Below are 26,165 nucleotides of genomic sequence, written 5' to 3' on the forward strand. Positions count from 1 at the left end.
GCAATTGATAGAAAAAACCATCTCTGCCGATGAAAGGCGAGATGGCTTTTTTATTTCGCAGCAATTTTTTTCGTAAAGGAGACAAAGCAGATTGCTGAAGAGGGGCTTTGAAACATCCCTGTTGCTGAATACCCTAACGAGTGATAAAAGTGAACCAGCTTAGGTTCTTGCAGGATCGTATTCAAACGTAACGTATCTGTTTGAACGAGCCTTTCAATCAAGGTCATTGCTTGTCTACCAATCCCGCGGTTCTCGTAGGAGGGAAGAAGGGCGATGGAAGATAGCTTCGTCGTATGTTCCTGCTCAACCGTCAGTTTTATAAAGCCCACGGTTTTCTGAGCGGTCATGATTAAATAATAAGTGGTATTCGACGCCGAAAACTTTGCGTTTAGCTTCTCGAAACTTTGTAAATAGGGAGAAGTTTCTTTGTCTTGATAACGGAGAAAGAGTGGTTTGAAGGCCGCTTTTTGTATCAAGTAGATTGAAAGCAGATCGGAAAGCTTCGCTTCTTTAAGCTGAATGAGCATGCACACCTCCATAAAAAATCAGACATCATTTATTGAAAGACATTGATTCGGCTTAGCAGATCCTGATGGAAAAGCCATCGATTAGCAGTCTTTCATTGGCTCGTTTCTGTTTTGATCCTTCCCTCAACCACAGGTTCACAAACGAAGAGATCCGCAGGGGTTCGTGCCGTCGTTGTTTTATTGAAAAAGATCATTTATCGATGTCACTAAGTCGTCATAGGTTTGACCGGTAGCGATTGCATAAACGGAAAGCAAAAAGACGAGTGCTGCTGCCAACACGTAAAAAATACGGAGGCGATAGCCGTCACCTGTCCGGCGATTTTTTACAAAAGTAAAAACCGTCACAGCTAGATAAGCGAAGGTCAATAAACAAATAAGATACGTAATAATTTCTGGAGTCATAAGCGTTTTCCTTTCTTTTTCTGTTTGCATAAAAATATACTCAATAAATATAATATAACCATTTCGATACCGTCAAAGAAAGCGCTCAATTTTTGATACAAAAAACTGACCGAGTGGCAACCACTGGTCAGTTCTATTCAAAAACGATGGGGCATGATCTTAATTGTCTTTTTTTTCCGCATCTAGTAAGCTTCTTAGTTCATCAGCTAAAGCGATACAGGCAATACTATCCGTTAAGGACATCAGGGGATTTTCGAGTTGTCCTTGTGCAAGAGCGGTATGAACTGCTTGAATCTCCGAATGGAAATCATCGATCTCGTACCCAATATCATAGACCGTGTCTTCTTGGTCAATCGTCACGGTAAAAGAAGCGGGGCGATGGAAGTTGGGGATCGTGATTTTCCCTTTTGTTCCTTGTAACTCCGCCACCGTCTCTTTTGTTTGGTCAAATCCAGTCTCAATCACTGCAACAAAGTCTTCACTGACAAAGCGTGCTTCAACATAGGTATCAACCCCAGTTTCATACAGGCTGTAATCGATCATTTCGGCAGTTAAATTTTCTGGTGAAAAATCTTGGATAAAGGCTAAGTTATAGATCCCCATATCCAGTAAAGCACCCCCTTGTTTTGGCAGATAATGGTAAGAACTGCCTTCGACTGGTAAATGGCGGCGAAAAGTAGTCGTGACACTTGTTAGCTCACCGATATGACCACCATCCACAAGTTCTTTTAGTTTGCGATACGCTGGGGTGAAGCGTGGCTTCATGGCTTCCATAAAGAAGACTTCGTGTGCTTGAGCTTGTTTTTGTACATCGCGCATTTCTTGTGCAGTCAAGGTTGCTGGTTTTTCACATAAAACAGCTTTTTTCGCTTGAAAGGCTTTGATGATCCATTCATAATGATACAAATGTGGCAAAGCAATATAAACGACATCGATAGTTGGATCATCTAATAGGTTTTGGTAGTCATCAAAGACGGCATCACACGGAAATTTTGCTTGAAACGCTTGCGCTTTTTCCATCGTACGACAAGCAACCCCATAAAGCTGGGCGTCTTGAAAATTTTCTAAACTTGCAGCAAAGCGATTGGCGATATTTCCGGCACCAATAATTCCCCAATTGATCATTTCATTTCCCTCTTTTCTTCAGTTGACGGGTATTCTGAGAGAATCCCTGATTCCAAAACAGTTTGTTTTTTTCTTAACTCGACAATATTTTTTTGGTATTCTTTGGCATACAGCAATGCAAACAGTGAATCTAAAATATACTCAAAGGCGACCTGTGAAGAAAAGGTGCCGACTTTGAGAAAATCACGTTCATCATGAGAAGCGATGATCGCATGGGTCGCTAATGGGATGATTTTCGCATGGGCGTTTCCAGAAATCACGATCACTGGTACCCCGACATCACGAAAGTGCTGCATGATTTTTTCGTATTGCGTATTTTTCCCACGGTAGGTAATAAACACGGCACAATCATTTTGCGTGACGTTCGATGCATTCCACGCATCATCCCCATATTCATCAGCAACGATCAGATACTTATTGATTTTGACCAACTTATTTTGAAAACTTCTTGCCCGGATCTGAGAATCGCCGCGAGCAAATAAGAAAATCCGTTGCGCAGCTTCCAACGATTGCACCACTGCTTCCATCATTTCTGGAGCGACCTGAGCATGGGTTTTGTGGATCGAGTTGATCGTTAGATCGGCCATTTTTTTCAAAATGTCAGGTGTTTGATCCTTAGGCGAAAAGGGAAAATTCGCGTCAACAAAGGTTGGGTTGAACATCTGATTATGGGCAATTTCAGCCAGACCTAAGCGAAAACTTTTAAATCCTTCATACCCCATCTTTTTGGCTAGACGAATGACGGAAGAGTGGGATGTGTATGTATGCTTAGCGATGACTTCAATCGTCAACGAAGGCACATCATTGATATTTTGCAAAATATAATCGGCAATCCGTTTCTCCGTATTGGTCAATCCTTCTTGAAGCCGTAATTTATCTCCTAATAACATCAAACCACCTCTTTCTAATCATAGCCTAGGACAAAGAAAACCAAAAGCAAAAACTGTACCTTTTTGGCAATTTGGTAAAAATGTTCAGAACCACTGAGCAGTTTGCGAAAAAGTCTGGTCAAAAGAACCTGTTTTTGGCAAAAGACTTCTCATTTCGAAGGATATCAGCAATAATCAAGCTATCAATTCATAGGAGGCGTCATAATGTTAACTATCGCATATCTCGGAAACGGAAAAAGCACCAATCGCTACCATCTGCCTTTTTCAACCAAGCTGCAGGATAAGATCAAAGTAAAGACGATCTATTCACCAAGCGGCAAGCTGACCTGGCCAACACTAGAAGGTGTTCATTACACCTCTGACTTAGAGGATATCTACCGTGATCCTGAAATTCAATTAGTTGTGGTCACGACCCCCAGTCATTTGCATTATGAATTAGGCAAGGATGTCTTGCTTCATGGGAAAAATGTCTTGATCGAAAAACCTTTTACGGAAACTTCGGCACAAGCAAAGGAATTGTTCGCACTGGCGCAGGAGAAAGGCTTGTTTGTGCAATGCTATCAAAATCGCCGCTTTGATTCCGATTTTTTGACTACGCAAAAAGTGATCGAAAGCGGCGTGCTCGGAGATCTCTTAGAAGTAGAGATGCATTATGATTATTTTCGTCCAGAGATTCCACGGTCAGTGACCGAATTTTCATTGAATACTAGCTACTTGTACGGACACGCTTGTCATACACTGGACCAAGTGATCTCCTATTTTGGGCAACCAGACGATGTCCATTATGAGGTTCGGCAATTGCTTGGAAAAAATCGCATGAATGATTACTTCGATTTGGATCTGTTTTATGGTCGAATGAAAGTCTCAGTCAAATCTAGTTACTTCCGATTAAAAGAGCGGCCTAGTTTTGTCGTTTATGGCGAAAACGGCGTTTTTGTAAAACAAACCAAGGATCGACAAGAAGAGCATCTAAAACAGTTTTATCTCCCAGATCATGCCGATTTTGGGATCGATTTGCCAGAGCACTATGGCACACTAACTTATATGGATGCTAACGGGAACTACCATGAAGAAAAAGTCATCTCTGAAATTGGTGATTATAGCCGTGTGTATGAGGGCGTCTATGAAACGATCATCCATGGCAAAGAGAAAATCGTGAAAGACGAAGAAACGATTTTACAAATCGAAATGCTAGAAACAGGCATCAATCAAGTGATTACTGAGTCATAAGGCAGGGTGATTATGGGGCTTTTGACAAACAAAGCGCCTGAAGGCATCAACTGACTCAACGTAAAGGAGTAGATCCGAATCGAACCTTCAGAAATCCTGCAAGAAGAACAGCAGCTGCAGTTTGCTCATTTTGACAATGACCTCGCATTGCGGTTGGTTATTGCCATCGATCAGTACGTTAAAAGGAACTACCCGAAGCCGGTAGGGATCAAAGTTGTTCATCAGGGCTTGCCGATCATTCGATTTTTAATGGCAGGGCGAAAAGAAAGCCCTTGGCTTGAAAGAAAAGAACGAACGGTACTAGAAAGCGGGCATAGTACACTATACGTCTATGCGCAAAAAGATAGAGATATACAATTTGCTAAATGGGCACAAGACGAACATTATGCAATTTGTGGTGGTGGTTTTCCAATTATCGAAGACAGGAAAGTCACTGGTGCTATCTGTGTGTCAGGTTTGGCCCATTTAGAGGATCATAAAGTGATCACCGAAGTATTGAAACAAATGATTTAAGAAGATAGAAAAGGGGAAGCAAGATGAACTTAGCGATTTTAGGGGCAGGCATGATCGTCCATGATTTTTTGACGGTGGCAGGGGATGTCCCGCAGCTTGAACTGTCCGCTATTTTTGGGACAGAAAATGATTTAGAAAAAATGAATCACTTAAAACAGCAATACGGGATTCAAACCGTCTACACAGAGTTAGGGGCATGTTTGGCGGATCCATCCGTTGATACCGTGTATGTCGCACTGCCCAATCATTTGCATTATTCCTTTGCCAAAGAAGCAATCCTCGCTGGCAAACACGTCATTTGTGAAAAGCCATTTACGTTGCAGACACGAGAATTAGTAGAATTAGCAGAATTGGCTGCTGCCCACAAGGTGCTTTTGATCGAAGCCATCACAAATCAGTACTTAGCCAACTATCAAGGAATAAAAGCGCAGCTTGAAACATTGGGAGAGCTGAAAGTGATTGAATGCAACTATTCGCAGTATTCTTCTCGTTATGATTTATTCAAAGAGGGAACCGTTTTACCTGCATTTAACCCGAAAATGGGTGGTGGGGCATTGATGGATATCAATATCTATAATATTCATTTTGTCGTCGGGCTTTTAGGAAAACCAAAAAGTGTCCGCTATTTTGCTAATGTCGAACAGGGGATCGATACTTCTGGCATGCTGTTTTTAGACTATGAACAAACAAAAGTCGTTTGTATCGGCGCCAAAGATTCGACAGCGACGATTCGTTCAACGATCCAAGGGACGAAAGGATCGATCATCGTCAATGGGCCGACGAATATGCTTGCCAGCTATGACGTTGAACCGGTCCATGGGGCAAAAAGCCATCAGGATCGCAGCGTTCACGGACATCGTATGTTTGAAGAATTTGTCCGTTTTGCACAAGCCATTCACGAAAATGATCAGGCCTTTGTCAAGGAACGTCTTGCCCATAGCAAGCTGGTGATGGAAGTCGTGGAAAAAGCATTGGCAGATGCCCAGATCGTATTAGGATAATCGCATCAATGAGGAAAGACACCAGCTTCTTAGAAAAGTTGCTGGTGTCTTTGTCTGTTGTCTTATTTTTTCTTCTTTAAACTCAATAAGGTTAGTGGGATACCCAATGTGAGGTAGCCGACAATCGTCATCAAACAGACCACCAGCCAAAAGTTATCTACTGCTAGAAATGCAATCAGGCCATATGCCACCAGAATCGAGAGAAAATAAAAAAGAAAGAGCTGAAAAAAACGTTTAAAACTCACAGTCATTCATTCTCCTTTGTCGTTAAACTGACAAGAAAAGTATACCACATCAAATGCAACTTCAAGGGCTGAATGTGATCTTTCGCAGGAGCCGCTAAAGGCGAATTGTTTTGTCGACTGGCCGTGATTCGCTATACTTGAAGGGAAGAGAAAGCGCAGGAATATTTTTTTAGGAGAAGGAGGAGACAGATGAAAAAGGTGGATGTACTGATTATCGGAGCGGGTCCAGCTGGAACGGCTGCTGCCTATGGGTTAAAAGCCAAAGGTAAGACAGTGGCGATCGTTGAAGCCGATTTATGGGGTGGCACTTGCCCCAATCGCGGGTGCGATCCGAAAAAACTACTGATGCGAGGCGTAGAAGTCAAAACAGAGGCGAAACGTATGCAAGGCAATGGCGTTCAAGGGCAGGTAGCCATTGATTGGCCAGTACTGATGGCGTTTAAGCGCTCGTATACCGATCGGGTGCCGGAGTCAACCAAACAAGGGTTACTAGCAGAAGGAATCACTACTTACTACGGACAAGCCGCTTTTCGTGATGCCCATACGGTCGTCGTGGACGCAGAAGAGATTCAAGCAGAAAAAATAATTATTGCGACAGGACAGCGTCCAGCGGTACTGCCAATCGTCGGCAAGGAACATTTACAAAGCAGTACTGATTTTCTTTCCTTTGAAAAGATGCCAGCAACGATTGCTTTCATAGGTGCTGGTTATATTACCTTCGAACTGGCGATGATCGCTCAAGCAGCAGGTGCTGAAGTTCATGTGATTCATCATAATGACCAGCCATTAAAAGGATTTGATGCTGAATTGACCGCAGAAATGGTTCGTTCAATGCAGGACCAAGGTGTTTCGTTTCACTTTAACCAGAACACACAGCGAATCATGAAAGAACAAAACCACTATACAATTCAGACACAAGCATTGTCTCTCACCGTAGAAGCAGTGATTGGTGCCACGGGACGCAGACCCAATAGCGATCAGCTGCAACTGGAAAAGGCAGGGGTAGAAACGTCAAAACAAGGGATCGTTGTAAATGAGTTTTTGCAGACTAGTCAAACACACATCTACGCAATCGGAGATGTGCTAGCGAAAAAGCAGCCAAAACTGACGCCTGTTGCTAGCTTTGAAGCCGCCTATCTTGTCGAGCATATAGATGACCAGAAAACGCCCATCCGCTATCCACTGATCCCTACACTAGTTTTTGGTGCGGAAAAACTGGCAAGAGTCGGGATCAGTGAGCAAGAGATTGCCGATAATGCCTCAGAATATCATAGCGAGGTGATGGATCTTTCTTCTTGGTATACCTATCGACGAATCAATGATCAAGATGCAAAAATCAAATTGATTTATGACACATCTGATACCATCGTTGCTGTCACGATTGTTTCTGCATTGGCCGATGAGTTGATCAACCACTTCGTTTTTGTGTTGGAGAATCAGCTATCGAAAGAAGCGCTGGCCCAAATGATTTTTGCCTACCCAACACCTGCTAGCGATTTGTCCTATTTTCTATAAATAATCAAACAAGCCTGCGCTAGTTTCCGCTAGCACAGGCTCTAAATTATTATGTCCGTATTGACTATAGTCCGTGAACCTTAAATGAACCTTAAAGTTAGGCTGGGTTTCATTTTAGGCAATGTCTTTGTTTTCTAGTAACCCTAGGTTTAGGCTTTTTTTGACAGCCGGCGGACAGCAGCAATCAGTAAGATCGCCGACAAGAAGAGCCCGACCAAATAGATGATGAAAATAGAATCTGGCTCATAGTGCCGATAATTGAATATTTTTACCATAAAAAAGAGAAACGGGATCGCTGCAATAAGGGTTGAAACGAAACGTTTCCGCCATTGTATGAAAAACGATCCAATCACTAGAAAAAGACAAAACGGGATCCAAAAGACCAAATGTCCGATAAGTTCGATTTTTCACACCTCATAGCAAGTAAAATCATCATAACGTTTCTTCCTAAAAAGCAAGCGTGAAGGAAAAAATAATCCCATTAGGCGTGTATGAAATTATGAGTGGAGTCTTCTGAAAAGTTCACAAGAAATCTGAGAATTTCAAAAGGAAATGAAAAAATGAACGGTTAGGAATATCCCAATAGTCCGAGACGAAAAATACCTCTTGCAGCATTCATTTTGACTTGAATCCTGCAAGGGGTACTCTTTTGTAGAAAATCTGGTGCTTTATTCAATTGATATAAAAGAAATGCTTAGGAAGGAGCAGCAGTCCTTTTTTATGGCAAGATGTTCTTACTATAAAAAAGGGAAATGACCATACCTATGTCCAACAGATCCTTATAATAAAATCCTTTCAGTGGACCAATGTGTAAGAAAAAACCGAGAATCATTAATACAAACAGCAGCAGGAAAACCAGGTTGAAAGCGGTCATCAAGCGAAAACTGAAATGCCAATTACTCAGGAAATACTGATATTTCGCTGCTCGGTAAACTTTGTTTTGAATCGGAATTTTCTTGAGTGCAGGGATCGATTCATGATAGAACGTAAATAATTCGTAGTCTTTTTTCGTCAGTACTTCTGAGAAAATGTGCGTCCCTGCCTGAAAGTCGAAATAGCCCCAATGGAATTGTTCTTTATCCTCTGGTGATTCGTGCTTCATCAGCTTTCTTGGCTTGATCGTGAACGCCTTGATGGTCTCATAGGGGTAACTGAAATAGGTGTTACTTTCTAAATAGTCGATGATGACCAGAAAAAGCATTCGGGTTTCTGTGAAAACTAACAAACGATTGCCGCGGGTATCATGAAAGATGTCACGGTATGCTTTTGCTTTCTCGGTTGTTGCATAGGCATAGGCGCCAAGCCCTTGATTGGCGAAGGCGAGGTTTCCATCTGGCGTCAAAGGCAGATAGCCAAGAATCGTTTCGTCTTTTGCTAAAAGCGTCCGAAGCTCCTCTAATAGATCTTGCAAGAAAACATATTGTTTGGACAGCTCGAAGGTTGTTGCTTTTTCTTGTTCAGATATTTTTGTCAGTGAATTGTTTTCATTTAAGACTAACTGTTTAAAATCCATCGATAGTCATCCTTTCTTTTAAGCGTTTGCGGCCACGGGAAAGACGATTGTAGATCGCTGAGACATTTAAGTCCGTCTGCTCTGCGATGGTTTCGGGTGACTCTTGGTAAAAATAGTAGAGCAGAAAGATCCTTTGATCGAGGGCTTCAAGGGATTCAATAAAACCCAAAAAGTTTTCCTTTGTCAAAGGTGATTCTTCAATAGCTAGTTCCTGCTCATCAACAGGTTTTTCTTCCAGTGAGCGCTTGTTCAACTTCCGTTTGTGGTCAATTGCACGACTACGACTGATCAAAAGCAGCCAAGTAATCAAGCGGCTTTTTTCTGGTTGGTACGCAGCAATCTTTTGCCAAACCTCGTAAAAAACTTCGTTCGCTACATCTTGGCGCTCGCTCACTTCATGCGGTTGGGAGAGGACACTATGAATCGTCCTCAGCATGCTATCACCATAAACAGCTAACAGTTCTTCTAAGCCGGCATAGTCTTTCTTTTTGATTCGTTCAATGATTTCTTCATCCTGCACCTTTTTCACCCCTTCACACTATATACGAAGAATGTTTGCCTTTTCTATCAGAAAAAGAAAAAAACCTCTGTTAACGAGGTTCATGTTCTTTGGCCAGAAAATCTGTTGTCAAGCGCTGGGCCAAATATTCCCAAAGAATGCCGCCAAAAAAAGCGCCTATCATATAAAGAATGACTGCTTGCAGCTCCAATGGATTATTTGCTAGCCAGAAAGAAAATAGCGAGCCGATGATGAATAGGTAGCTGCCAAAAAGCACTTGCCGCCACGAGCGTTTTTTAACAAACTTGCTAATGAGAAAGGTTGAAAGGATCATCAAGAGAATTTGGATGAATGCCAGCGAAGGCAAAAGTGCAAAGTCAGAAACAACCATTTCCCAAAATTGTTGAATCAAGAAAAAGAAAGCAAAGAGAATGAGCCCGCGTGAGAATGTACTAAGCCGCAAGGAAGATATTTTTTTTCGCATTGGTTTACTCCTTGAAAGGTTTTCTTTATTATAGCAAATTTTTAATTAAATAATGTAAAAAGATGAACGAGAAGGTCTGCAAAAAAACTTCTCCTACATGTGCCTACTTTTAGTATACTTGAAAGAAACGAGTGGATGGACTCGATACATAAGGAGGATTTCATGCCAACGATTCTTTTTGCGCCTGCAGTATTCAACTTGGCTGAAACGACAAGGATGATCGAAGTCGCTAAACAAATGCAAGGAAATCACCACTGCGAGTTCTTTGGTTTTTCAAAAACCTTTGCTTCACTTATCACTGAAAGTGGCTTTACGTACCATTTGCTGACGCCGACTCTGACAGAAAAACAAGAGGAACAGATCATAAAATTAGATCAACTACGCTCAATCAAAAATCCCTTCACCAAAGAGATGGTTGCCGCGCGTATTCTGAGCGAACAAAAGCTGATCGATAAACTTGCTCCTCAGGTCATTGTAACTGGATCGAATGTCACGATCTTTCTATCTGCTCGCAGCAAACAGATTCCCTTAGTCTACGTAAAACCCTATGCGATGAGCGATCCCTTTTTTCGATCAGATAGCGCATTTATCCCTTCTAGTTTGCGTTTCTTCGGACCGCTAAGGAAACCACTTTGGTATTGGATAAGAAAACAATTGGTAAAATCCCGCTGGATGCCCCGAGCATTCAAACACGCTGCTCAAACAGAAAAACTTTTTATGCCTGAAACGAGCTTACGAATGATGGACGCTGATTTAAATCTCATCACCACTCCTGATTTATTTTTAACGAAAGAGCAGCTGCCAGAAAATTATCAAATCGTTGGGCCGATTTTTGCGAAGCTCGGGTCTTCTTTACCAGACGAAGTGTTGACTTTTATTCAACAAAAGCGGCGGGAAAGAAAACGAATCGTTTATTTTGCGATGGGCAGTTCGGGGAATCCGCGCATGGTGCGAAAAATCTTAGCTTTCTTGCGAAACCGTTCGGAACTAGCGATCATTGCTCCGGTTACACATCTACTCAAGGGGAAACACAACGACTCAGAGAATCTGTTCTTGACCGAATATCTGCCAAGTCATCTATTGCATGAGCATATCGATTTTTCTTTTATCCATGGTGGGGAAGGGACTGTTCAAACAGCTTGTGCATCTGGGAAGCCGTTTATCGGAATTGGGATGCACTATGAGCAAAGCTGCAATATTCAGTACTGCGTGGCGTATGGCAATGCAATCGCACTGACAAAACCTGTAACTGAGAAAAAGCTAGAATCTGCCCTAACTGAGGTTTGTTTACCGAAAATCCGACAACAAGCCTGCCAGCTAAAGAAGCATTTCCCAACAAATGGTCCTCAGAAAGCGATGCAGGAGATTGAACACTTTTTAGAAAAAAACAATTTTTCTAAATTTTCCTATTAAAAAAGAGCGATTATCATTGAGATAATCACTCTTTTTTAATAGAGATCTACTAGCATCAGCAAGCCTGGGACCCACGTAGTGAAGATACCACAAGCGATCGCAAAATAATGAATCTTACGACCAAAGTTTACCTTCACGATCGTATCCAAAAAGCCGCAAAACCATAACACTCCCCATGTTAACCAAATCAATGCAAAGAGGGGATCTTGCTCCCATTGCCAAGAGACCCAAGCAAAAGGTAAGGTATTGATGGCTACGAATAGTGCGAAAATCCCATAAATACGTAGATCTAAATCAAAAAGGTAAATGATCCCTACCAACAAATACGTGAAGGCAAAGAGAAAGCCAGTGCCCGCTTCATAATAAGCGCCTTGAAGCATATAGATTAGATTGATAATAAAAGATAACGTACCTGTAAAAAGATTGATCAAAGCAAGTGAGCGGTAGTCAATGTGAAGTAAGCTGCCCCAGCCGTTGATTATCAAAGTAATTCCTACAAAAAATAAACCGATCCCTAACATAAAATCCTCCTTTACTTAAATTTAGAATAACAAATTCTAAGAAAAAATAATAGCTCTATTTATTTTTAGGTCAATAAAAAGGAAAATAATTTTGAAATTTACTATTTTTTGCTGCTAAATTTGATAAAATCAATACCAAAGAGCGCTGCTAGCCGATGCTTTTCTCGTTAAGGGGAAAATTTCAGCGTATAAAAAGAACTTTTACTCGTTAGAAGAAGGGGAAAAGAGACAGATCAATAGATTTTCAGTGTATTGATCGGACAAAAAGCAGACCAGGTAGCAGTTTATCGGTTTTTACGAATTTGCAGCAGTGAAGACTGTTTTGCAGAAAGGAGGACTTATGCCTAGAAAAGATCGAATCTTACTTTTCATTGACGAATATATGCAAGCTCAAGGTTGCGCACCTACCATACGAGAAATCTGTGCCAATGAAGAGATAAAAACAACTTCTTTTCATTTGCTGCGTCTCGAAAAAAGAGGCCTGATTTACCGAGCTTATCGCTTTAAGTCACGTTCGGTTCGTTTTACAGACGAAGGGAAGGCCTATGTCAAAGTGTTGCGACAAGCACTTTTAGCAGACGAAAAACAAACGCATGGCAATGAAGAATAACTTAACACCAAAATAAAAAAGCCTCTAGGCTTTTTTATTTTGGTGCACGGTAGCCAGCAGCTTCCGCTTCAGCGATCGTTTTGAACCATTCTTTCGGATTCGTCGTATCATCATAGTATTTAGATCCTGGCAAATGATAGATGCCGCTTCTTGATCCTTTGATCAAACCATTTCCTTGTTGATCGACATATTCTTTCTGTTTCTCCTCTGTTTCACTGTTTTGAGAAGTGGCTGTTGTCGTGTTGTTCTCACTACTTGTAGCATTCTCCTGTTGCGTCATATCTTCGTTTGAAATCTCGCTGCTGCCATCCGCATAGTTGATCGTGACACCATCTTGGATGTTGAAGATATAATAGTTGAATTGGATCGTATCGTCGCCAATAGATTGGGCTTGCATCTGTACCCCACGGGCAACCAGCTCGTCATCACGATAGATTGGAGTGACAGAATATCGAACATAATGGTTTTTGTCTTGCTTGAGATAGTAGTTGATATCCATTTCTAAGCGCAACATCTCTGGATTGTTCAATTGACTAGTTCCCGTGATCAAATTCTTCCAGTTTGCATTTTCGCCAGCTAAAGCAAACCCAATCAAATGCGTCCGATTATATAAATATTTCCCATTGGGGAGCTGTTTATTACGCCAGCCTGTCGGTTTCACGCTGGAGATATCGCCACGTTTTTCCGTAGGCATTAAGGATTGATTCAACATTGCTTCAGCCGAAGTCGCTCGATTGAGGTGGTCAAGGTCGCCGTATGCTTCCCAGGCACCATTTTCAAGTGAAAGGTCGTCTTCTGAAAACTCAGGGATGTTTTGATTGACTTCAATTGTTTGGGTGCCTTGGTAGGTTAGCTGTGCCAATTCGTCTGCGCGAATATCTTTAGCAGAAGGGGTGCTTACCTCTGATTGTTGCGTTTCCTGCTTTGGAAATAGTTCATTGTTTTGTAGGAAACCAAAGCCAACTGCTGCGAGTGCGAGAAGCGCAGTGACCGATCCAATCAATGTTTTTTTCTTTGCCATCTCTTTATTGCCTCTCTTTTCATTGATATAGGTTTAGAATAAACGGTGAGTAAAAAAATCACAACTAGTTTATCATACCATTTGCGGGGGATGTTTTACAGCGTCTGCTAGCTTCTTTTGCCTTTTGTTCTTGACAAACTTCAGTCAATTTTCTTTACAAGCGACGTCCTTTAAAAGAATTTTTCGTCTGCGAGTGATATTTTTCATATTTTAAAAAAACTATGTGATATAATGAATAAAGTTGCTGCTCTATCCCTTTGATGCTTGTTTTAATAACAGTCATCTCCAGCTGCGGAACAAACTTTCAGCTGTCTAGCAGACAACGTTCAAACGAAAGAAAACTGGACAATTTTCTGAACGATTGCCTTTCTTTCTTTGACCAAAATTATAGGAGAAGGAGTGTATCCCATGAACCAGCAAGAAACCATCTTACATTATTTAAATAAGAAAGACTCTGAAAAGTTAAAAGAACTCGTATCAGGAATGGAAGAGCTGCCGCTATTACAATTATTCAGCAACTTATCCGCGGATGAAAAAGTGATCGTTTTCCGACTGTTACCGAAAGACAAAGCCCTTATCCTGTTTGAAGATTTGACACCAGCTACCCAACAACACTTATTACGCTCTTTCACCGATGAACGAGCAACCGAATTTGTGAATGAGATGGCGCCAGATGTTCGTGTACGGCTTTTAGATGAGTTGCCAGCGACCGTAACACAAAAACTTTTACAATCGTTGGCGCCTGATGAACGAGCTGCAACAAACCTCTTACTAGGGTATGAAGCCGAAACTGCGGGTCGCTTGATGACACCGGAATTCATTACATTGAAAAAAGATATGACAGTCAATCAAGCATTGGAAAAAGTGCGAATGCAAGCCAAAGAAAAAGAAACGATCTATACGCTTTATGTTACTGATCAAACGAAAACGTTAGAAGGTGTTTTGTCGCTGAAAGATCTCTTAATAGCACAAGGGGATCAACGCATCAGTGAGATCATGTCCCAAAAAGTTATTTATGTGACCACGGACACCGACCAAGAAGAAGCAGCCCGTTTGCTAAATGAACTAGATATCATTGCGCTGCCAGTCGTAGACAAGGAATCAAGAATCGTTGGGATCATTACCGTCGATGACGCGATCGATGTCATCGAGTTGGAAACAACGGAAGACATGTTTAATGCCGCTGGTTTGGTCGATGTCGCCTCCAACGAAGCAGACCGTAGTAATGTTTTGATCAATGGCAGCCTGTGGCAAATCTGGAAAGTCCGCTTGCCATTCTTAGTGATCACTTTAGTGGCTGGACTTTTAGCTGGGGTCGTCATTGATGAATTTGAACAAACGTTAGAGTCGGTGGCAGCCGTTGCGATTTTTATTCCTTTGATCATGGATATGGGTGGAAACGTTGGTACACAATCCTCTACTGTATTTGTTCGGGGGATGTCGTTAGGGCATATTGATCTTTCAACCTTCACCAGACATTTGTTTAAAGAAGTTTGGATCGGTTTGAGTCTAGGCTTGATCGTCGGGATCATCTCTGGAACCGCTGCTTCACTTTGGCAAGGGATCCCGATGTTAGGGGTCGCTGTTGGGATTTCCTTAGTTTTTGCTATGACCTTAGCGGCAGCACTTGGCTTTTTAGTCCCGTTTGTACTTATTAAACTAAACATCGACCAAGCAGCCGGTTCGGCACCGATCATCACCTCGATCAAAGATATTGCTGGCTTGTTTATCTACTTCGTTTCAGTAAATGTTCTTTTGGGTCATTTGCTTTAGCATACTGTCCGTTCCAGTGGTATAATAAAGCGACATCACATAATGAGCACAACATAGAAAGGGGAAATGTCCTATGACAAATCAAATGAAGCAACATCAACTCGGAGGTTTCTCTTTTTAAGTGCGGCCTCCTAATTAACTGGAGGGAAATCATGGAAAAACAAGGAATCGTGGTCTTTCAGGCTAAGGATATCGCAAAAGTCCGCCTGACTACAGGAGAAGAATGTTTAGCAACCGTTTCAGGAAAATTTCGTCAACAGGCACGAGCGCCAAAGGATTATCCTATTGTTGGCGATTTTGTCCAAGGGCAGGTGTATGATCAAGATCATTTCTTGATTGATGCTTTGCTCCCACGAAAGAGTTTTTTACAACGAAAAGTAGCCGGAAATCGGACGGATGAACAAGGGATCGCTGCGAACATCGACACGGTTTTTATTGCTACTAGTGCCAATGAAGAATTTAATTTCGCTCGGTTAGAGCGCTTTGTCACGATCGCTTGGGACAGTGGCGCTAACCCAGTGATTCTCTTGACCAAAGCCGATCAAGTCACAGCTGATGAAAAAGCAGAGCTGCTGCAAGCATTAAACGATGCTTTTGGTGTGAAAGCATTCGCTACTTCTATTTATGAACCGAACGAATTGCTGACAGAAGCCTACTTTTCAGACGGAAAAATCAGTGCATTTATCGGTTCGTCAGGCGTCGGGAAGTCCAGCTTATTAAATCAGCTCATGGAACAAGCCGTTCAAAAAACCAATGACATACGAGAGGATAGTCGAGGACGACACACGACGACGAGTCGCCAGTTGTTCACACTGCCCTCTGGCGCAATGATCATCGATACTCCTGGCATGCGGGAAGTTGGCATCAGTACCGTTCGGTCAGCTTCGATCGAGCAATCCTTTGAAGCGATCAGTCAATATGCTGAAGGTTGTTTCTTCAGAGACTGTCAGCATGAAACAGAACCGAAATGTGCGGTAAAAGCAGCTATTGCTGCCGGTGAGCTTTCAGAAGCAGCCTTCGCTCGCTATCGCAAAATGGAAAAAGAGCTGGCGTATTTGAAACGAAAAGAACAGATCAAAGAAATGAAAAAGTAATAGTTAGCACTCCTTTCTATAAGAGGAGTGCTTTTTTGTACGTGTCAAGAGCGCCTTGTTGAGTAAAGAAGAGGAGAGCCGCAGCCAACGTTCTTGTGTTTTCACGAAAAGGCGGCCAATTCCAAAGGGCACTACATGCTAAGTGGTTGAACTAAACTAAGATCGCCTGCCTGGTTACAAGCTGTCGTCCAGAAAGGCAGGATAAAAAAACACAGTGGGGTGTTGTCCCACTGTGTTTTGAGCAATGATTTGCCCCTGCCAAGGTATTTCTAGTATAAAGCGTTGATTCTTAAATAGCAACTCGAAAAAAACGCCTCATTCAGCAGAGCGCAGAATTTTCGTCATGGCTTTTCCTTTCGCCAATTCATCGATCAGTTTATCTAGGTAACGAATTTCTTGAACTATTGGCTCTTCGATCTCTTCTACCCGAATCCCGCAAATCACACCAGTAATCTGTTTTCGTGCAGGATTGAGCTGAGGGGCTTGCTTAAAAAAGCGTCCAAAAGAAACATCATCAGCCATCTGTTGGAGTGTTTCTTGGTCATACCCAGTCAGCCAGGTAATAATCTGATCTACTTCTTCTTTTGTCCGATTTTTCCGTTCTGCTTTGGCAATATACAGAGGATAGACTTTCGCAAAACTCATTTGGGTAATCTTTTGATTTTTCATGATAAACTCCTTTAGTCTTTACACAAAGTATACTTCATTTTTTTCTTTTTGCAGAGATTTTCAACGTTTGTTGTGTGCCAAAATAGGCGAGGGGACTAAAGGATGATTTTTTCTTCTTGTTCACGAAACCCCAATACCTTTTGTCGTGACTCGCCATCCCAATAGAGCAAGTCCAAATTCTTATGCAGCATTAGCTGTGTATATAATTCTTTCAGAGTCAGAGCAGGCTTTTTGGGTTCGAAAAATAAAATCAATTGGTTATGACTATCTTGTGCGATCGTCGTAAAAGGAATCAGGTTTTCTTTGTAAGTTAAATAAATTCCTTGGTAATCTGCTGCACTCGACGACGTTGTCAGTGCTGTCAAGAGGTCTCTTGCTCTCATAATGAACCCGCCATTACTGTTTTTTGTCGATAGGCATCGATATCCAACATGATTTTTGTTTTGCCGTATACCGTATACTTTTGCACCACGAATTGGTGGCGCTTATTCCAATAGCCACCCACAGTTAGAAACATGCCCTCATCAACATCGCCTAAAAAATTCAAACTGTGCTTCGCAATCAAACAGTTGGTGGTGCCTAGTGTAAAGCGGACCAAAGGGGAGGGGGCAAAGGAGACGATCCTTATTTTTGAGACAGCGCCTTTTTGTGTTTGCATCAGGTATTCCTCCTTTAGTAAGTAGTAAAAAGCGGATCATTCGTTGAGATCAAACCATTTTTTCTCTTCATAAAAAGCAACATGACGAATCTCATCATAATGAATTTTTTCTGTGGTTTCTCCCGTCAAATAAATGCCCAATGTGTCGTATCCGTTGATTTTTCCGACAATATCTGGGGGATAGCCACCTTCTTCATTGACTTCTTCTCGTTGGATCGCCACAGTTAGATTCTTTTTCATCGCTTCGAATAAGCATTGATTGATTTCTTCCGTTGTGAGTGACGGCTTAGGCGGACAATCAAACGTGCGTGTCGGCTCTTCTTCAATTTCAGTTGTATGCTCAGATAAAAAGAATCCTTGCCACTTTAGCTTTTTCCGATCTTCATATGGTTGCAGCATACCCATAGCAATCACCTCTTATCTATATAATACAAACATACGTTCTCTTTTGTAAAGCGAACAGATTTTTAAATTTCTGATTCTTCTATGAAACATCTAAAAAGTGCATCAAACAAGGGGATAGTGGCGGGTATCGTTTTTTTATACTATATATGTTATAATTTATCCTGAAGTAATCATGAACGTTTTAGAAAATAGCTGGCGAAAAAGGAGAATAGTATGTCTGGATTAATCGTGGTCCTGCTTACGATCTACTTTGCAAGTAGGAAAGATAAAGAACAGTGGCTTTTTGATCCCAAACGATTGACTATTCTGGCGCTTATGTTTGTGATCGTCGGCATAAGTTGGGGCTTAAATGACAAAATAATGAAGGATCCTCGGAACCAAAATATTAGAAGTGATTTACTGTTTAATTATTCGTTCCCCTTATTGATAGGTATGCTAGGTCTATTTATCAAAGAAATACCACGGTGGGGACGGATCGTGACTTTGTCATTTGGCTTTATGATTTTTGGGTATTTAGCTATGCACTATTTGATAGGGTTTCACAACCCGTATTGGGAAAATCTACAGCTAAGTCCATTGTATTGGCTACCAAGTGACTAGCCATACGAAAGTATCGCCAATGGAAACGAAAAAAAGCACTCCCTTTATTGAGTGCTTTTTTCGGCTAAATCACTGCAGCAAGATGTTTCTTTTCCCAAAAAATGGGTTGAACCTAAGTAGCAAGGGGGATCATATAAGGAGAAGTCACGACTGTTTGAATCAAACCGATTGATTCTTGACTAAACCGTGTCTTTTGATCATTGCCAAAGTAAAATATGCGACGAGCGTTCCTGCAATCCCAAAAAGTAAATCGATTCGATCAGGGGTGTTCATAAAGCCCAAGACAGTCTCGCTCAATAGATTGGCAATGAGTAAGAGCAGGGTCAATAGCGTGACGGCTTTAAATGGCGCACCTACGAGAAGCCAAAAGTACCCCAGTAAGCCAATAATCAAACTAATCGAAAAATTGGAGATATGAAGATAAAAGTCAGGATACATCGAAGTAAAGAAAGAAACGTCCAAGTACTTTGATAAGTAGAGGAAGAGGGCTGTGAACACGAAAAGCAAGTAGAGGAGTGACGCCCAGATTTTTGGTAAAAAGTCTAGCTTTAATTGCTTCTTCTTTTTCATTATTATTCTCCTTTTAAAATTGTCAGCTTATACGGATGGAATTGCTTTTATCGGGTGTTAATTACACAAATGGAAAAAACAAGCTGCAAACCAGGCAAATCAGTAGTCTGCAACTCATTAATGGTAAAATGAGTTGAGGTGATAAAATGACAATAATAAACAATCAGCGATTATGGTTAGGTATAGGGATAGAAATTATTTTGCTCATATCATTCAGCATGATTATGTATTTCATCCTGACGAGTGGCAACTTGAAGCAAAACCCGTTCAGCAGTCGACGAAAAGGAAAAATAAGCTTATGGGTAGCTGCTGGTTTGATTTTACTTGCCATGATTCTAGTATTCCAAGGAATGATCAACGGCGCTTTATTCAGACTTTTTTAGCAAAATATGGACGTTTATGTCGACCTATGAACATTACAATTATATTAAATAACGAAATACCCTAAATTATCTACATGATTTTAGGGTTCTTTTTTATCGAATCATGTAATAGATATTTGCTGTCATTTGCAACGTCTAACTACTTGTGTAAGAACTTTGAAATGGATTGGCTATATATGAATAAAGTTCTAGGTAAAAGCTCAAAGATTTTCAACATGATTATAGCATATAATCAAACCGATTGGTTCGTGAATCAAGGCTGATAGCTTGATTCTGTATTTGCTGAGATAAAAAAGACGAATCCGTATGTAACTTGCTACAAGACCGTTAACAATCTGTTGATTAGTAAATCCAAAAAGAATCTGAAGAAACTTGTAAAATAAGAAATTCTTAGCTTTAGTTAAATTTTAGATGAATTAGAGACAATTTTCTGATAAAAGTCATTCGGAGGGAGGTAAAATGATGCAAAATTGACTTGAACTGTCTAAAATATCACGAACTCTTTTTCGAATATAACTTTGTATAATATATATTATGTAAACTAAAATATAAAATTTTTCGAACACCGTATTTAACTGGTAATTTTACGGCTCTCCTCCCTCTTATTTAGGAATATTTCCTTTAAATTCACCTAATTGGCAGCATAATCCAAAAAAATGGTTATTTGAGCGATAGTTTTTGTTTGTTCTAGGTCTGATAAGAAAATCAACTGACAAATTATACCTGTACCTTTGTCTGTATTTGATCTTGTTGATTATTGAATCTTTGAATTCAAGGTTTGTTTGCAGCTGCTGGCCAAACTCAATGAATCAGTCAAGTATCATTGTTCACGATCTTATCAGTAATGATTCGCACTTAACCCAGCAAATTTGTGCTAACTAATAGCCTAATGGGAATCTTGATCACAGGCAAACCAGCAACGATAAACAAGAAACATTTCGTTGCGTTCAGTTTTCACTTAAACGGATCAGATTCCCATAGCGAGTCCTAATCAAGGGTGCACAGTCATCTAAGTACAAGTTTCGTTTTGTTGCTGCCAATAAAGCAATGACAGCTACGGAAAGTTTCAAACTATGTAATACAGGATCGCCGAAAAGACAATGATCAAAATGACCAAGACAACGATTAGTTGATTTAAACGTCGAATAAGCAGGTTTTTCTTGTTTTTTTCAAATTCTTTTCCTTCATTTCGATAATATTCTCTATCTTTTGTTCCCACGAGCGCCAACTCCTTTTCCCTGATTTTATCACTATCCTGAAAACAATGGGTGCAATCAAGGTGTTTTGTACAATAAATGGCAGTATTTTGTTAGAGCCTACAATCGTATGCGTATAGCGACTAAATAAGACGACTGACGAGTTCCAAGTGATTCATAACGGCAGCTTTCCGAATAACGCCCATACCTGGAAACGCCCCTTGCTGATAAGCAGCAACTAATAGCTGCAGCCCAGCTGTTTGCGTAGGATACTCTTCCTCATGCTGTAACAAAGCTTCCATGACTTCGAAAAACTTTTCTTTCTGACTTGGTAATTCTTCCTCAGAAAATAAGTGAACGATTCGCAAGTCTTGCTCTGCTGTTGGATAGATCCAATGCAAAACCAACCGTTTTGAGGGATAACTGTGCTCATAATAAATTTTGCTATCGACAGAAAAATCACTAAATCCCGCATAGCCCAATTTATGATAAAGATGATGGGTTTTTGAAAATCCTTCGTCTGGACATTCTGTATAAAAACTATTTTTAGGTAAACGGGTAAACGGATCTTCCATCAGTAGTTTCGGGCCGTTGATTTTATTTAACAAACGAAACTCTTTGCTTACCAGCACCGGCAGCGTATTTTCCCGCCAATCACTAGCGAGTGCTTGGTCCGCTTGATGAATGATCCAAAGATCAGGCTTTTCTTCCACTGTCTCAATGGGGCGATCTACGATCATTGCTTTAGGGGCAGTAACATTTTGCAACTCTGCTAACCCCTCTGCCGTCAGAAAAGCCCCCGCCTGTGGATTGCGAACCAGATAAAAAGGATGCTGCTTCCTTTGAAACAGGTCAATGGTCGTCCAAAACGTTTTTGATTGCTTGACTGGTTCAATGATCGGCTGGATCGCGTCTGACAAACAATCTTGTTCCAACAGTGCTTTCAACGCCAATAAATCAAATTGTTTTCCACGAATATACGGGAAGTACATCTTCTTCTCTCCTTCTTACTCGCCTGATAAAAAACGTTTTTCCAGCGCTTCATAGGCTGATCTCGTAGCGGCCAATTCTTCTTTCAAGGCTTCGATCGCTTGCAGCTGAGTATCTTCAATAAATCGATCATAGTAATTGACTCCACCACCGAACAAGTCATACTCAGGCTGACGTTTCTTCAGTTCTTGGTACAAACGTTCTGTTGAAAATACCCGCAATCCTCGAGCAGTCTGTTTTGCTTTGCCAACTTCTCGCGCTTGTGCCGAAATCAACCGAAACAATAAGGCATTTTCTGGAACCTGCAGCTCTTGCCGTTGGGGCTTCTTTTCGACACTGAAATACCCTTTGCTGCCCGTTTCTTTTTCAAGAAATGCATGATAGACCAGAACACCAATTGTAGGTCCAATCTGATCTTTGACTTTTTCATACAATGCCTTAGGTAAGACAAAATAATTATAATTCCCAATAAAGGATAGTTTTGCTTTTGAGCGAAAATCTGCCAAACTAACTTTGAGTTCGTAGCAACGCCATTCAAACGTGTTTTCAGTCGTCAAGCGACAACTCAAAGTATCCACGATGCCGTGATCATCTGGCATGACTACCTCTTCTACCACAATATCACTGTTTTCCCGACAATAATAATAAAGTGCCTCTTCCATTTCTAAAGTTAAGGATGTCTTCACAAATTCACGACCTTTGTCTTGTTTCACCTATTATAAAACATATGTTCGCATTTTGGAAGAGGGAAATAAAAGCAGCCTATCATCCCCTCACCCATTCGGGCATCCGTTAACGAGAATCTCTTCAACCGTCCTCTTTGTACCGCGGAATCGTAACAAAAAAAGCAGCAAGAGCACACCAAGTTGAGCGATTAATAGACCTTTAAAGGGAAATTCGAAAGTAAAGCCTGCGGGAAGATGAAAGAAATGGAAAAAATCCTGCAGTGCTTTTTGACTAAGCCACAAACCGCTGACAAGCCCTATCAAACTAATAACAATGCTTTGAATGCCTACAAAGAAAAGCTCTTCAAAGGTGACCAACAACGGAGACTGTCCTAACAACAACCGAATACTCAGAGATTGCTGCTCCTCCCCCATCAAATGAAAACGATACATGTGATTGCAGTGCCATAAAAAGGCGGCGATCAAGCCTACAGTTAGAACGCCTAGTACGAAGCGTAGCAACTGCAAAAAGAAAAGCCAACTGGCATACGTGAGATCCAACTGATTCTCACTGCTATTTGTTTCATATTGTAGCCATTGATGAAAAAACACTAGCCAATGCTCTGCAAAGATGGCGATGATCAGTAGAAGAATCGCCAATACACCACTCATCAGCAAACTGCGCCTACGAAGAGCCGCGTGCCAGCCGAATTGGCAAGGATAGTAGAAGTACCGCCATTTGTTCATGATAACCCTCCTTTTGGCGTCTATTTTACAGAACTTTCCAAATTTAGACAAATATCATCTTGTTTACATAATATAATTATAATCAAAAAAAGAGTGCGGCATGCAGTCCACACTCTTTTCCCTTTAGCTATCGACGTTTACAAATACCTTGTCAGTAGTTGCAACAAACGTTGCGGAAATTCTGTTAGATTGGAAAGATCAATAAAGCGTTCTTCCCCATAAATCGCTTTGATCACCTCTTTGTCTTGCCCAATAGCAGCTGCAAGAAACAGCACCCCTTGTCGTTCATAGTCAGCGATCACCTGCTGAATATCTTCTTTGGCTTTTACCCCTGTATAATCAGGAAGAGCTTTTGGCTGGCCATCACTGATATTCAAGAGTAATTTAGTGGTTGCCGGCTGATGAGCGAGCTTTTCAGCTAGCACACGCAAGACAGCTCCGTCACGGTTATTTTGCCGAGGCTTCATTGTCATGAGTTTCTCTGGCATAAATTCAAAGCCTTCATAGAATTCTTTGTATGCAAAAAGCGAGGTTTTTTCACGAGCGGTCACGTCCGCTGTATCGCCATAGATCATCAATGGCAAAGATAAACGTTCGGCAAAAGCATTCACCGCTAAGACCGCCTGTTGCGCATACAATATCCGATCTTCTCGAATCATCGAACCCGATTCATCGATGCGCAAAGCAAGAGCTAAGGAAGGCTGTTCGTGAGGTGGATTCTTCTTGTCAAAGGTCCGAAAATCCTGATACGCAACCTTGCTGGCATCAAAGCGTGTACCGCTGTACTTACCTTTACTGTATGCCGAAGCTTGTTCGTTTTCCAATACTTCTTGGGTTTGCTTGATCAATGACTCTACGATCGGCAGCAACGGCTGCAAACGCTGTTGGGCTTCAGTCGCTTTTTCTAAATCGACGGGTGGTCGATGAACGATCAGCCCTTCTTTGGCATGGATCGATTCTTTCAATGCTTGTCGTGCTGCCTTTGATGCCGTGGTTTTCTTTTCTTTCTCCTGGGCTTCATACGCTTCTATGGACAAAGAATGAGAAGCAGGAGCTGCATCTTGTGTCTCACTCCCAGCTTTTGCTTGGCCATCATGACTATTGCGTTCTAGTTCTTCTGAAAACGTCGCCTCAGTTGCTGCGCTTTTCGCTTCTTGTTTGTCAGAATCACTGGTTTCCATCGTTTCCGCCTCAGTTTCTTGATTGACGGTCTCAAGGACTTGCTCATTTTTTAGGATGGGCGTGCCTTCTTCCACTACATTGCGTTGGTTAGCCTCTTCGCTGCTGATTCGGCGTCCTCTGATTTGTTCTTTAAAGGCATTTAGCGGTTGTCCAGAAAACAAAAGCCGCAATTGCGCCAATAATCCTGAAGCTTCTAACGCCTGTTGTAACAGAGAAAGCTCATTTGGATCGGTAGTGATTTTGTAGAGCACTTTGCTATCAATTGCTGTAAAGGGATCTTGTCCTTGTTTGACTGCATTTAACCAATAAAAATAAGAACGCATGCCCGCCACCCCTTTGATGGCGTTGGCTTTGGCGGTCACGTCTAGTAATCGTATGATTTCAGCCATTTTCTCTGCAGTCGTTTTGTCCGGATAATTGGTTTTGGCAATGCCTCGCTGCACCATGACTGCTAGCTCAGGTAAATCCATTTTTTCAGCATGCTGCATCCGATCTCGCAAGGATTCGTTCAAGGGGCGGTTGCCTTGGTAATTCCGATTCGTTGTGATGATCACCACACAGTCAGGGTGTCGTCGAACAAAGCTAGTCGGGATATTCAGCATCCCGTTTTGTTCAAGGGCCGAGTTTAGTGCCACTAGTACCGAAGCATCACGAATGACCGTTGGTTCTTGAATCTCAAGCAAGTAGCCTTTTTCCAGCGCCCGTACGATTTCGGAGGGATAAAATTTGTATTGAATCGTCGGTTGCTGATCACTGGTTTCGATCCGTTCGATCAGTTCCGCAAATTTCGCCCGTGCCCGCTCACGAGTCAGGGAAAAATGCCGCTGGATCAACCCTAAGACATCTTCAAAACAATCACTTTGATAAATCGCATCCAGCAAGTCCTTGTCCTCTTCTTGGTCGGTGTTGATCACTGGTAATAAAGCACCAAATACATCTGACTTATCCATATCCGCAAAGCAGGTGATTTTGGTGTAGGGCAGTTGCAGGTCGGCAGAAAGTGCCTTTGCCAACTGAGTCTTACCGGACCCAGCATCGCCTTCCAGCAACACATTGAAGATCTTCATCTCTGGATCCGCCCAATTCAACGCGATCTCTGAAGCAATTCGTAGTTCTTCAGCACTGGTCTGATGACTTTGTGGTTTTTTCCAAATCATGGTTTGTTCTAATTTGCTAAAAGCGCGTCCTTTCGTTACGACAAAAGACGGTTGATGTTGTGTCATGGCACTCTGCTCCTTTTCTTAATAGCCTAGCTCATCTAAAAGCCGTTTCAGGATTTTGAAGCGTTCGCCGTAAAGCTCGCCATCTTTTTGCAAGGAATCATAAAAAAGCAAAATGTCTTCATCGATTTTAGGATTTTCGGTGTCTACTTCAACGGTCATTCGATTTCCTTGTAAGCCAATGATCTCGATCAACGGGTTTTCAGGATCGTAAAACTTTTCATGGCGATAGGCCTCTTGAAAATACAAACTAGATTGCGCCACTAAGATTGCTAGATCTAAGATTCTAGTGAGGGGTAGTTCTTCTGACTGACGAGACCATTTTTCACCTGTATGGCGCCAAACCTTGCCTGAGATATCGACTTTTCCGCGATCATTCCATTGTGCTAATCCGAGGGAAAGGCCTTTTGCATCTGTATGTAACGCATTTTTTCCGTCAACAGTATCATAGTCTTCCACTTTAATGACGGGCTTATGTTTCAAGTTTTCTGGTATTTTCATTAT

The 26,165-nt window shown here is 41.5% G+C and carries 30 protein-coding genes; 9 read left to right on the forward strand and 21 right to left on the reverse strand.

What is annotated here, in order from left to right; genetic code table 11:
• Positions 1-50 precede the first annotated feature (50 nt).
• From IGI69_RS07875 to IGI69_RS07890, 4 genes are all read right to left on the reverse strand, one after another.
• A complete protein-coding gene (locus IGI69_RS07875; RefSeq protein WP_208788281.1) occupies positions 51-527 on the reverse strand; it encodes a GNAT family N-acetyltransferase in 477 nt (158 codons plus the stop codon).
• A 177-nt stretch (positions 528-704) separates the two neighbouring features.
• Entirely contained in the window at positions 705-929 is a 225-nt protein-coding gene (locus IGI69_RS07880) for a hypothetical protein (protein ID WP_005226057.1), read from the reverse strand.
• 159 nt (positions 930-1,088) lie between these two features.
• Positions 1,089-2,054, reverse strand: a complete 966-nt coding sequence (locus IGI69_RS07885) for a Gfo/Idh/MocA family protein (protein ID WP_118215221.1) — start codon at positions 2,052-2,054, stop codon at positions 1,089-1,091.
• Positions 2,051-2,944: a MurR/RpiR family transcriptional regulator gene (locus IGI69_RS07890; protein WP_010748330.1), complete on the reverse strand. Its 894-nt coding sequence runs from the start codon at positions 2,942-2,944 to the stop codon at positions 2,051-2,053. The genes IGI69_RS07885 and IGI69_RS07890 overlap by 4 nt, the downstream gene beginning before the upstream one ends.
• A 204-nt stretch (positions 2,945-3,148) precedes the next feature.
• Here IGI69_RS07890 and IGI69_RS07895 point away from each other — a divergent pair, with 204 nt between their 5' ends.
• From IGI69_RS07895 to IGI69_RS07905, 3 genes are all read left to right on the forward strand, one after another.
• Positions 3,149-4,174 (forward strand): Gfo/Idh/MocA family oxidoreductase, encoded by a 1,026-nt coding sequence (locus tag IGI69_RS07895; RefSeq protein ID WP_005226060.1) that lies wholly within the window; start codon positions 3,149-3,151, stop codon positions 4,172-4,174.
• Positions 4,175-4,288: 114 nt separating this feature from the next.
• Positions 4,289-4,687, forward strand: a complete 399-nt coding sequence (locus IGI69_RS07900) for a heme-binding protein (RefSeq protein WP_438741506.1) — start codon at positions 4,289-4,291, stop codon at positions 4,685-4,687.
• A 23-nt stretch (positions 4,688-4,710) separates the two neighbouring features.
• Positions 4,711-5,688 carry a Gfo/Idh/MocA family protein gene (locus IGI69_RS07905; protein WP_005226062.1) on the forward strand — a complete coding sequence of 326 codons (978 nt, stop codon included), beginning with the start codon at positions 4,711-4,713 and terminating at the stop codon, positions 5,686-5,688.
• A gap of 62 nt (positions 5,689-5,750) precedes the next feature.
• Here IGI69_RS07905 and IGI69_RS07910 read toward each other — a convergent pair whose 3' ends face one another.
• Positions 5,751-5,939: a hypothetical protein gene (locus IGI69_RS07910; RefSeq protein ID WP_005226063.1), complete on the reverse strand. Its 189-nt coding sequence runs from the start codon at positions 5,937-5,939 to the stop codon at positions 5,751-5,753.
• 183 nt (positions 5,940-6,122) lie between these two features.
• Here IGI69_RS07910 and IGI69_RS07915 point away from each other — a divergent pair, with 183 nt between their 5' ends.
• Entirely contained in the window at positions 6,123-7,448 is a 1,326-nt protein-coding gene (locus IGI69_RS07915) for a dihydrolipoyl dehydrogenase family protein (protein WP_086295375.1), read from the forward strand.
• A 718-nt stretch (positions 7,449-8,166) separates the two neighbouring features.
• Here the strand turns inward: IGI69_RS07915 and IGI69_RS07920 are convergent.
• The 3 genes from IGI69_RS07920 to IGI69_RS07930 all read right to left on the reverse strand — a co-directional run bounded on the left by IGI69_RS07920 (position 8,167) and on the right by IGI69_RS07930 (position 9,944).
• Positions 8,167-8,961, reverse strand: coding sequence for a hypothetical protein (locus IGI69_RS07920; RefSeq protein ID WP_438740333.1), 795 nt, complete (start codon positions 8,959-8,961; stop codon positions 8,167-8,169).
• Positions 8,951-9,490 (reverse strand): sigma-70 family RNA polymerase sigma factor, encoded by a 540-nt coding sequence (locus IGI69_RS07925; RefSeq protein ID WP_438740335.1) that lies wholly within the window; start codon positions 9,488-9,490, stop codon positions 8,951-8,953. Before IGI69_RS07925 ends, IGI69_RS07920 begins: the two co-directional genes overlap by 11 nt.
• A gap of 61 nt (positions 9,491-9,551) precedes the next feature.
• Positions 9,552-9,944 (reverse strand): hypothetical protein, encoded by a 393-nt coding sequence (locus IGI69_RS07930; protein WP_438740337.1) that lies wholly within the window; start codon positions 9,942-9,944, stop codon positions 9,552-9,554.
• Between the two features lie 162 nt (positions 9,945-10,106).
• On the opposite strand from IGI69_RS07930, the gene IGI69_RS07935 reads away from it, so the two are divergent.
• Positions 10,107-11,357 (forward strand): glycosyltransferase, encoded by a 1,251-nt coding sequence (locus IGI69_RS07935; protein ID WP_438740339.1) that lies wholly within the window; start codon positions 10,107-10,109, stop codon positions 11,355-11,357.
• A gap of 35 nt (positions 11,358-11,392) precedes the next feature.
• On the opposite strand, the gene IGI69_RS07940 is transcribed toward IGI69_RS07935, so the two are convergent.
• The gene (locus IGI69_RS07940; RefSeq protein ID WP_284591704.1) at positions 11,393-11,878 is read right to left on the reverse strand and encodes an AmiS/UreI family transporter; all 486 of its coding nucleotides are present in this window, start codon (positions 11,876-11,878) and stop codon (positions 11,393-11,395) included.
• Between the two features lie 340 nt (positions 11,879-12,218).
• Between IGI69_RS07940 and IGI69_RS07945 the strand changes: the two genes are divergently transcribed.
• Positions 12,219-12,488 (forward strand): LexA family protein, encoded by a 270-nt coding sequence (locus IGI69_RS07945; RefSeq protein ID WP_438740342.1) that lies wholly within the window; start codon positions 12,219-12,221, stop codon positions 12,486-12,488.
• Between the two features lie 34 nt (positions 12,489-12,522).
• Here IGI69_RS07945 and IGI69_RS07950 read toward each other — a convergent pair whose 3' ends face one another.
• Positions 12,523-13,509 (reverse strand): DNA/RNA non-specific endonuclease, encoded by a 987-nt coding sequence (locus IGI69_RS07950; RefSeq protein WP_128431959.1) that lies wholly within the window; start codon positions 13,507-13,509, stop codon positions 12,523-12,525.
• A 408-nt stretch (positions 13,510-13,917) separates the two neighbouring features.
• On the opposite strand from IGI69_RS07950, the gene mgtE reads away from it, so the two are divergent.
• Together mgtE and rsgA are read left to right on the forward strand one after the other, a co-directional pair.
• A complete protein-coding gene (gene mgtE / locus IGI69_RS07955) occupies positions 13,918-15,282 on the forward strand; it encodes a magnesium transporter (RefSeq protein ID WP_438740344.1) in 1,365 nt (454 codons plus the stop codon).
• 152 nt (positions 15,283-15,434) lie between these two features.
• A complete protein-coding gene (rsgA, locus tag IGI69_RS07960) occupies positions 15,435-16,376 on the forward strand; it encodes a ribosome small subunit-dependent GTPase A (RefSeq protein ID WP_015509693.1) in 942 nt (313 codons plus the stop codon).
• Between the two features lie 315 nt (positions 16,377-16,691).
• On the opposite strand, the gene IGI69_RS07965 is transcribed toward rsgA, so the two are convergent.
• The 4 genes from IGI69_RS07965 to IGI69_RS07980 form a co-directional block, all read right to left on the reverse strand.
• Positions 16,692-17,045: a DUF2200 domain-containing protein gene (locus IGI69_RS07965; protein ID WP_081116305.1), complete on the reverse strand. Its 354-nt coding sequence runs from the start codon at positions 17,043-17,045 to the stop codon at positions 16,692-16,694.
• Positions 17,046-17,140: 95 nt separating this feature from the next.
• The gene (locus IGI69_RS07970; protein WP_005226077.1) at positions 17,141-17,428 is read right to left on the reverse strand and encodes a hypothetical protein; all 288 of its coding nucleotides are present in this window, start codon (positions 17,426-17,428) and stop codon (positions 17,141-17,143) included.
• A complete protein-coding gene (locus IGI69_RS07975) occupies positions 17,425-17,703 on the reverse strand; it encodes a hypothetical protein (RefSeq protein ID WP_438740347.1) in 279 nt (92 codons plus the stop codon). The genes IGI69_RS07970 and IGI69_RS07975 overlap by 4 nt, the downstream gene beginning before the upstream one ends.
• A 36-nt stretch (positions 17,704-17,739) precedes the next feature.
• Complete coding sequence (locus IGI69_RS07980; protein WP_074535836.1) at positions 17,740-18,108, reverse strand: hypothetical protein; 369 nt, start codon at positions 18,106-18,108, stop codon at positions 17,740-17,742.
• 213 nt (positions 18,109-18,321) lie between these two features.
• Between IGI69_RS07980 and IGI69_RS07985 the strand changes: the two genes are divergently transcribed.
• A complete protein-coding gene (locus IGI69_RS07985; protein ID WP_074535834.1) occupies positions 18,322-18,708 on the forward strand; it encodes a hypothetical protein in 387 nt (128 codons plus the stop codon).
• A 159-nt stretch (positions 18,709-18,867) separates the two neighbouring features.
• Here the strand turns inward: IGI69_RS07985 and IGI69_RS07990 are convergent, their stop codons facing one another.
• The 7 genes from IGI69_RS07990 to IGI69_RS08020 form a co-directional block, all read right to left on the reverse strand.
• A complete protein-coding gene (locus IGI69_RS07990; protein ID WP_438740350.1) occupies positions 18,868-19,278 on the reverse strand; it encodes a hypothetical protein in 411 nt (136 codons plus the stop codon).
• Positions 19,279-20,727: 1,449 nt separating this feature from the next.
• On the reverse strand, positions 20,728-20,880 hold the full coding sequence (locus IGI69_RS07995; RefSeq protein WP_010748347.1) for a hypothetical protein: 153 nt from the start codon (positions 20,878-20,880) through the stop codon (positions 20,728-20,730).
• A gap of 120 nt (positions 20,881-21,000) precedes the next feature.
• Entirely contained in the window at positions 21,001-21,849 is an 849-nt protein-coding gene (locus IGI69_RS08000) for a sce7725 family protein (RefSeq protein WP_005226083.1), read from the reverse strand.
• Positions 21,850-21,864: 15 nt separating this feature from the next.
• Complete coding sequence (locus IGI69_RS08005) at positions 21,865-22,533, reverse strand: hypothetical protein (protein ID WP_086338209.1); 669 nt, start codon at positions 22,531-22,533, stop codon at positions 21,865-21,867.
• An 87-nt stretch (positions 22,534-22,620) separates the two neighbouring features.
• Entirely contained in the window at positions 22,621-23,259 is a 639-nt protein-coding gene (locus IGI69_RS08010) for a hypothetical protein (RefSeq protein ID WP_438740353.1), read from the reverse strand.
• 137 nt (positions 23,260-23,396) lie between these two features.
• Positions 23,397-25,664 carry an AAA family ATPase gene (locus tag IGI69_RS08015; RefSeq protein ID WP_438740355.1) on the reverse strand — a complete coding sequence of 756 codons (2,268 nt, stop codon included), beginning with the start codon at positions 25,662-25,664 and terminating at the stop codon, positions 23,397-23,399.
• Positions 25,665-25,682: 18 nt separating this feature from the next.
• Complete coding sequence (locus IGI69_RS08020) at positions 25,683-26,162, reverse strand: DUF6530 family protein (RefSeq protein WP_005235941.1); 480 nt, start codon at positions 26,160-26,162, stop codon at positions 25,683-25,685.
• Between the last annotated feature and the right edge of the window lie 3 nt (positions 26,163-26,165).

The sequence above is a fragment of the Enterococcus sp. DIV1083b genome (assembly GCF_051713705.1).
Lineage (GTDB): Bacteria > Bacillota > Bacilli > Lactobacillales > Enterococcaceae > Enterococcus_D > Enterococcus_D casseliflavus.

Excerpts from the sequence above, each read along its gene's own strand:
- IGI69_RS07945 (WP_438740342.1), top strand. The coding sequence starts at position 12,219 with ATGCCTAGAAAAGATCGAATCTTACTTTTCATTGACGAATATATGCAA.
- IGI69_RS08000 (WP_005226083.1), bottom strand. The coding sequence starts at position 21,849 with ATGTACTTCCCGTATATTCGTGGAAAACAATTTGATTTATTGGCGTTG.
- IGI69_RS07915 (WP_086295375.1), top strand. The coding sequence starts at position 6,123 with ATGAAAAAGGTGGATGTACTGATTATCGGAGCGGGTCCAGCTGGAACG.
- IGI69_RS08015 (WP_438740355.1), bottom strand. The coding sequence starts at position 25,664 with ATGACACAACATCAACCGTCTTTTGTCGTAACGAAAGGACGCGCTTTT.
- IGI69_RS07885 (WP_118215221.1), bottom strand. The coding sequence starts at position 2,054 with ATGATCAATTGGGGAATTATTGGTGCCGGAAATATCGCCAATCGCTTT.
- IGI69_RS07875 (WP_208788281.1), bottom strand. The coding sequence starts at position 527 with ATGCTCATTCAGCTTAAAGAAGCGAAGCTTTCCGATCTGCTTTCAATC.
- IGI69_RS07930 (WP_438740337.1), bottom strand. The coding sequence starts at position 9,944 with ATGCGAAAAAAAATATCTTCCTTGCGGCTTAGTACATTCTCACGCGGG.
- IGI69_RS07910 (WP_005226063.1), bottom strand. The coding sequence starts at position 5,939 with ATGACTGTGAGTTTTAAACGTTTTTTTCAGCTCTTTCTTTTTTATTTT.
- IGI69_RS07905 (WP_005226062.1), top strand. The coding sequence starts at position 4,711 with ATGAACTTAGCGATTTTAGGGGCAGGCATGATCGTCCATGATTTTTTG.
- IGI69_RS07980 (WP_074535836.1), bottom strand. The coding sequence starts at position 18,108 with ATGGGTATGCTGCAACCATATGAAGATCGGAAAAAGCTAAAGTGGCAA.
- mgtE (WP_438740344.1), top strand. The coding sequence starts at position 13,918 with ATGAACCAGCAAGAAACCATCTTACATTATTTAAATAAGAAAGACTCT.
- IGI69_RS08010 (WP_438740353.1), bottom strand. The coding sequence starts at position 23,259 with ATGAACAAATGGCGGTACTTCTACTATCCTTGCCAATTCGGCTGGCAC.
- IGI69_RS07950 (WP_128431959.1), bottom strand. The coding sequence starts at position 13,509 with ATGGCAAAGAAAAAAACATTGATTGGATCGGTCACTGCGCTTCTCGCA.
- IGI69_RS07940 (WP_284591704.1), bottom strand. The coding sequence starts at position 11,878 with ATGTTAGGGATCGGTTTATTTTTTGTAGGAATTACTTTGATAATCAAC.
- IGI69_RS07985 (WP_074535834.1), top strand. The coding sequence starts at position 18,322 with ATGTCTGGATTAATCGTGGTCCTGCTTACGATCTACTTTGCAAGTAGG.
- IGI69_RS07935 (WP_438740339.1), top strand. The coding sequence starts at position 10,107 with ATGCCAACGATTCTTTTTGCGCCTGCAGTATTCAACTTGGCTGAAACG.
- IGI69_RS07965 (WP_081116305.1), bottom strand. The coding sequence starts at position 17,045 with ATGAAAAATCAAAAGATTACCCAAATGAGTTTTGCGAAAGTCTATCCT.
- IGI69_RS07920 (WP_438740333.1), bottom strand. The coding sequence starts at position 8,961 with ATGGATTTTAAACAGTTAGTCTTAAATGAAAACAATTCACTGACAAAA.
- rsgA (WP_015509693.1), top strand. The coding sequence starts at position 15,435 with ATGGAAAAACAAGGAATCGTGGTCTTTCAGGCTAAGGATATCGCAAAA.
- IGI69_RS07890 (WP_010748330.1), bottom strand. The coding sequence starts at position 2,944 with ATGTTATTAGGAGATAAATTACGGCTTCAAGAAGGATTGACCAATACG.
- IGI69_RS07895 (WP_005226060.1), top strand. The coding sequence starts at position 3,149 with ATGTTAACTATCGCATATCTCGGAAACGGAAAAAGCACCAATCGCTAC.
- IGI69_RS08020 (WP_005235941.1), bottom strand. The coding sequence starts at position 26,162 with ATGAAAATACCAGAAAACTTGAAACATAAGCCCGTCATTAAAGTGGAA.
- IGI69_RS07990 (WP_438740350.1), bottom strand. The coding sequence starts at position 19,278 with ATGAAAAAGAAGAAGCAATTAAAGCTAGACTTTTTACCAAAAATCTGG.
- IGI69_RS07880 (WP_005226057.1), bottom strand. The coding sequence starts at position 929 with ATGACTCCAGAAATTATTACGTATCTTATTTGTTTATTGACCTTCGCT.
- IGI69_RS07970 (WP_005226077.1), bottom strand. The coding sequence starts at position 17,428 with ATGAGAGCAAGAGACCTCTTGACAGCACTGACAACGTCGTCGAGTGCA.
- IGI69_RS07975 (WP_438740347.1), bottom strand. The coding sequence starts at position 17,703 with ATGCAAACACAAAAAGGCGCTGTCTCAAAAATAAGGATCGTCTCCTTT.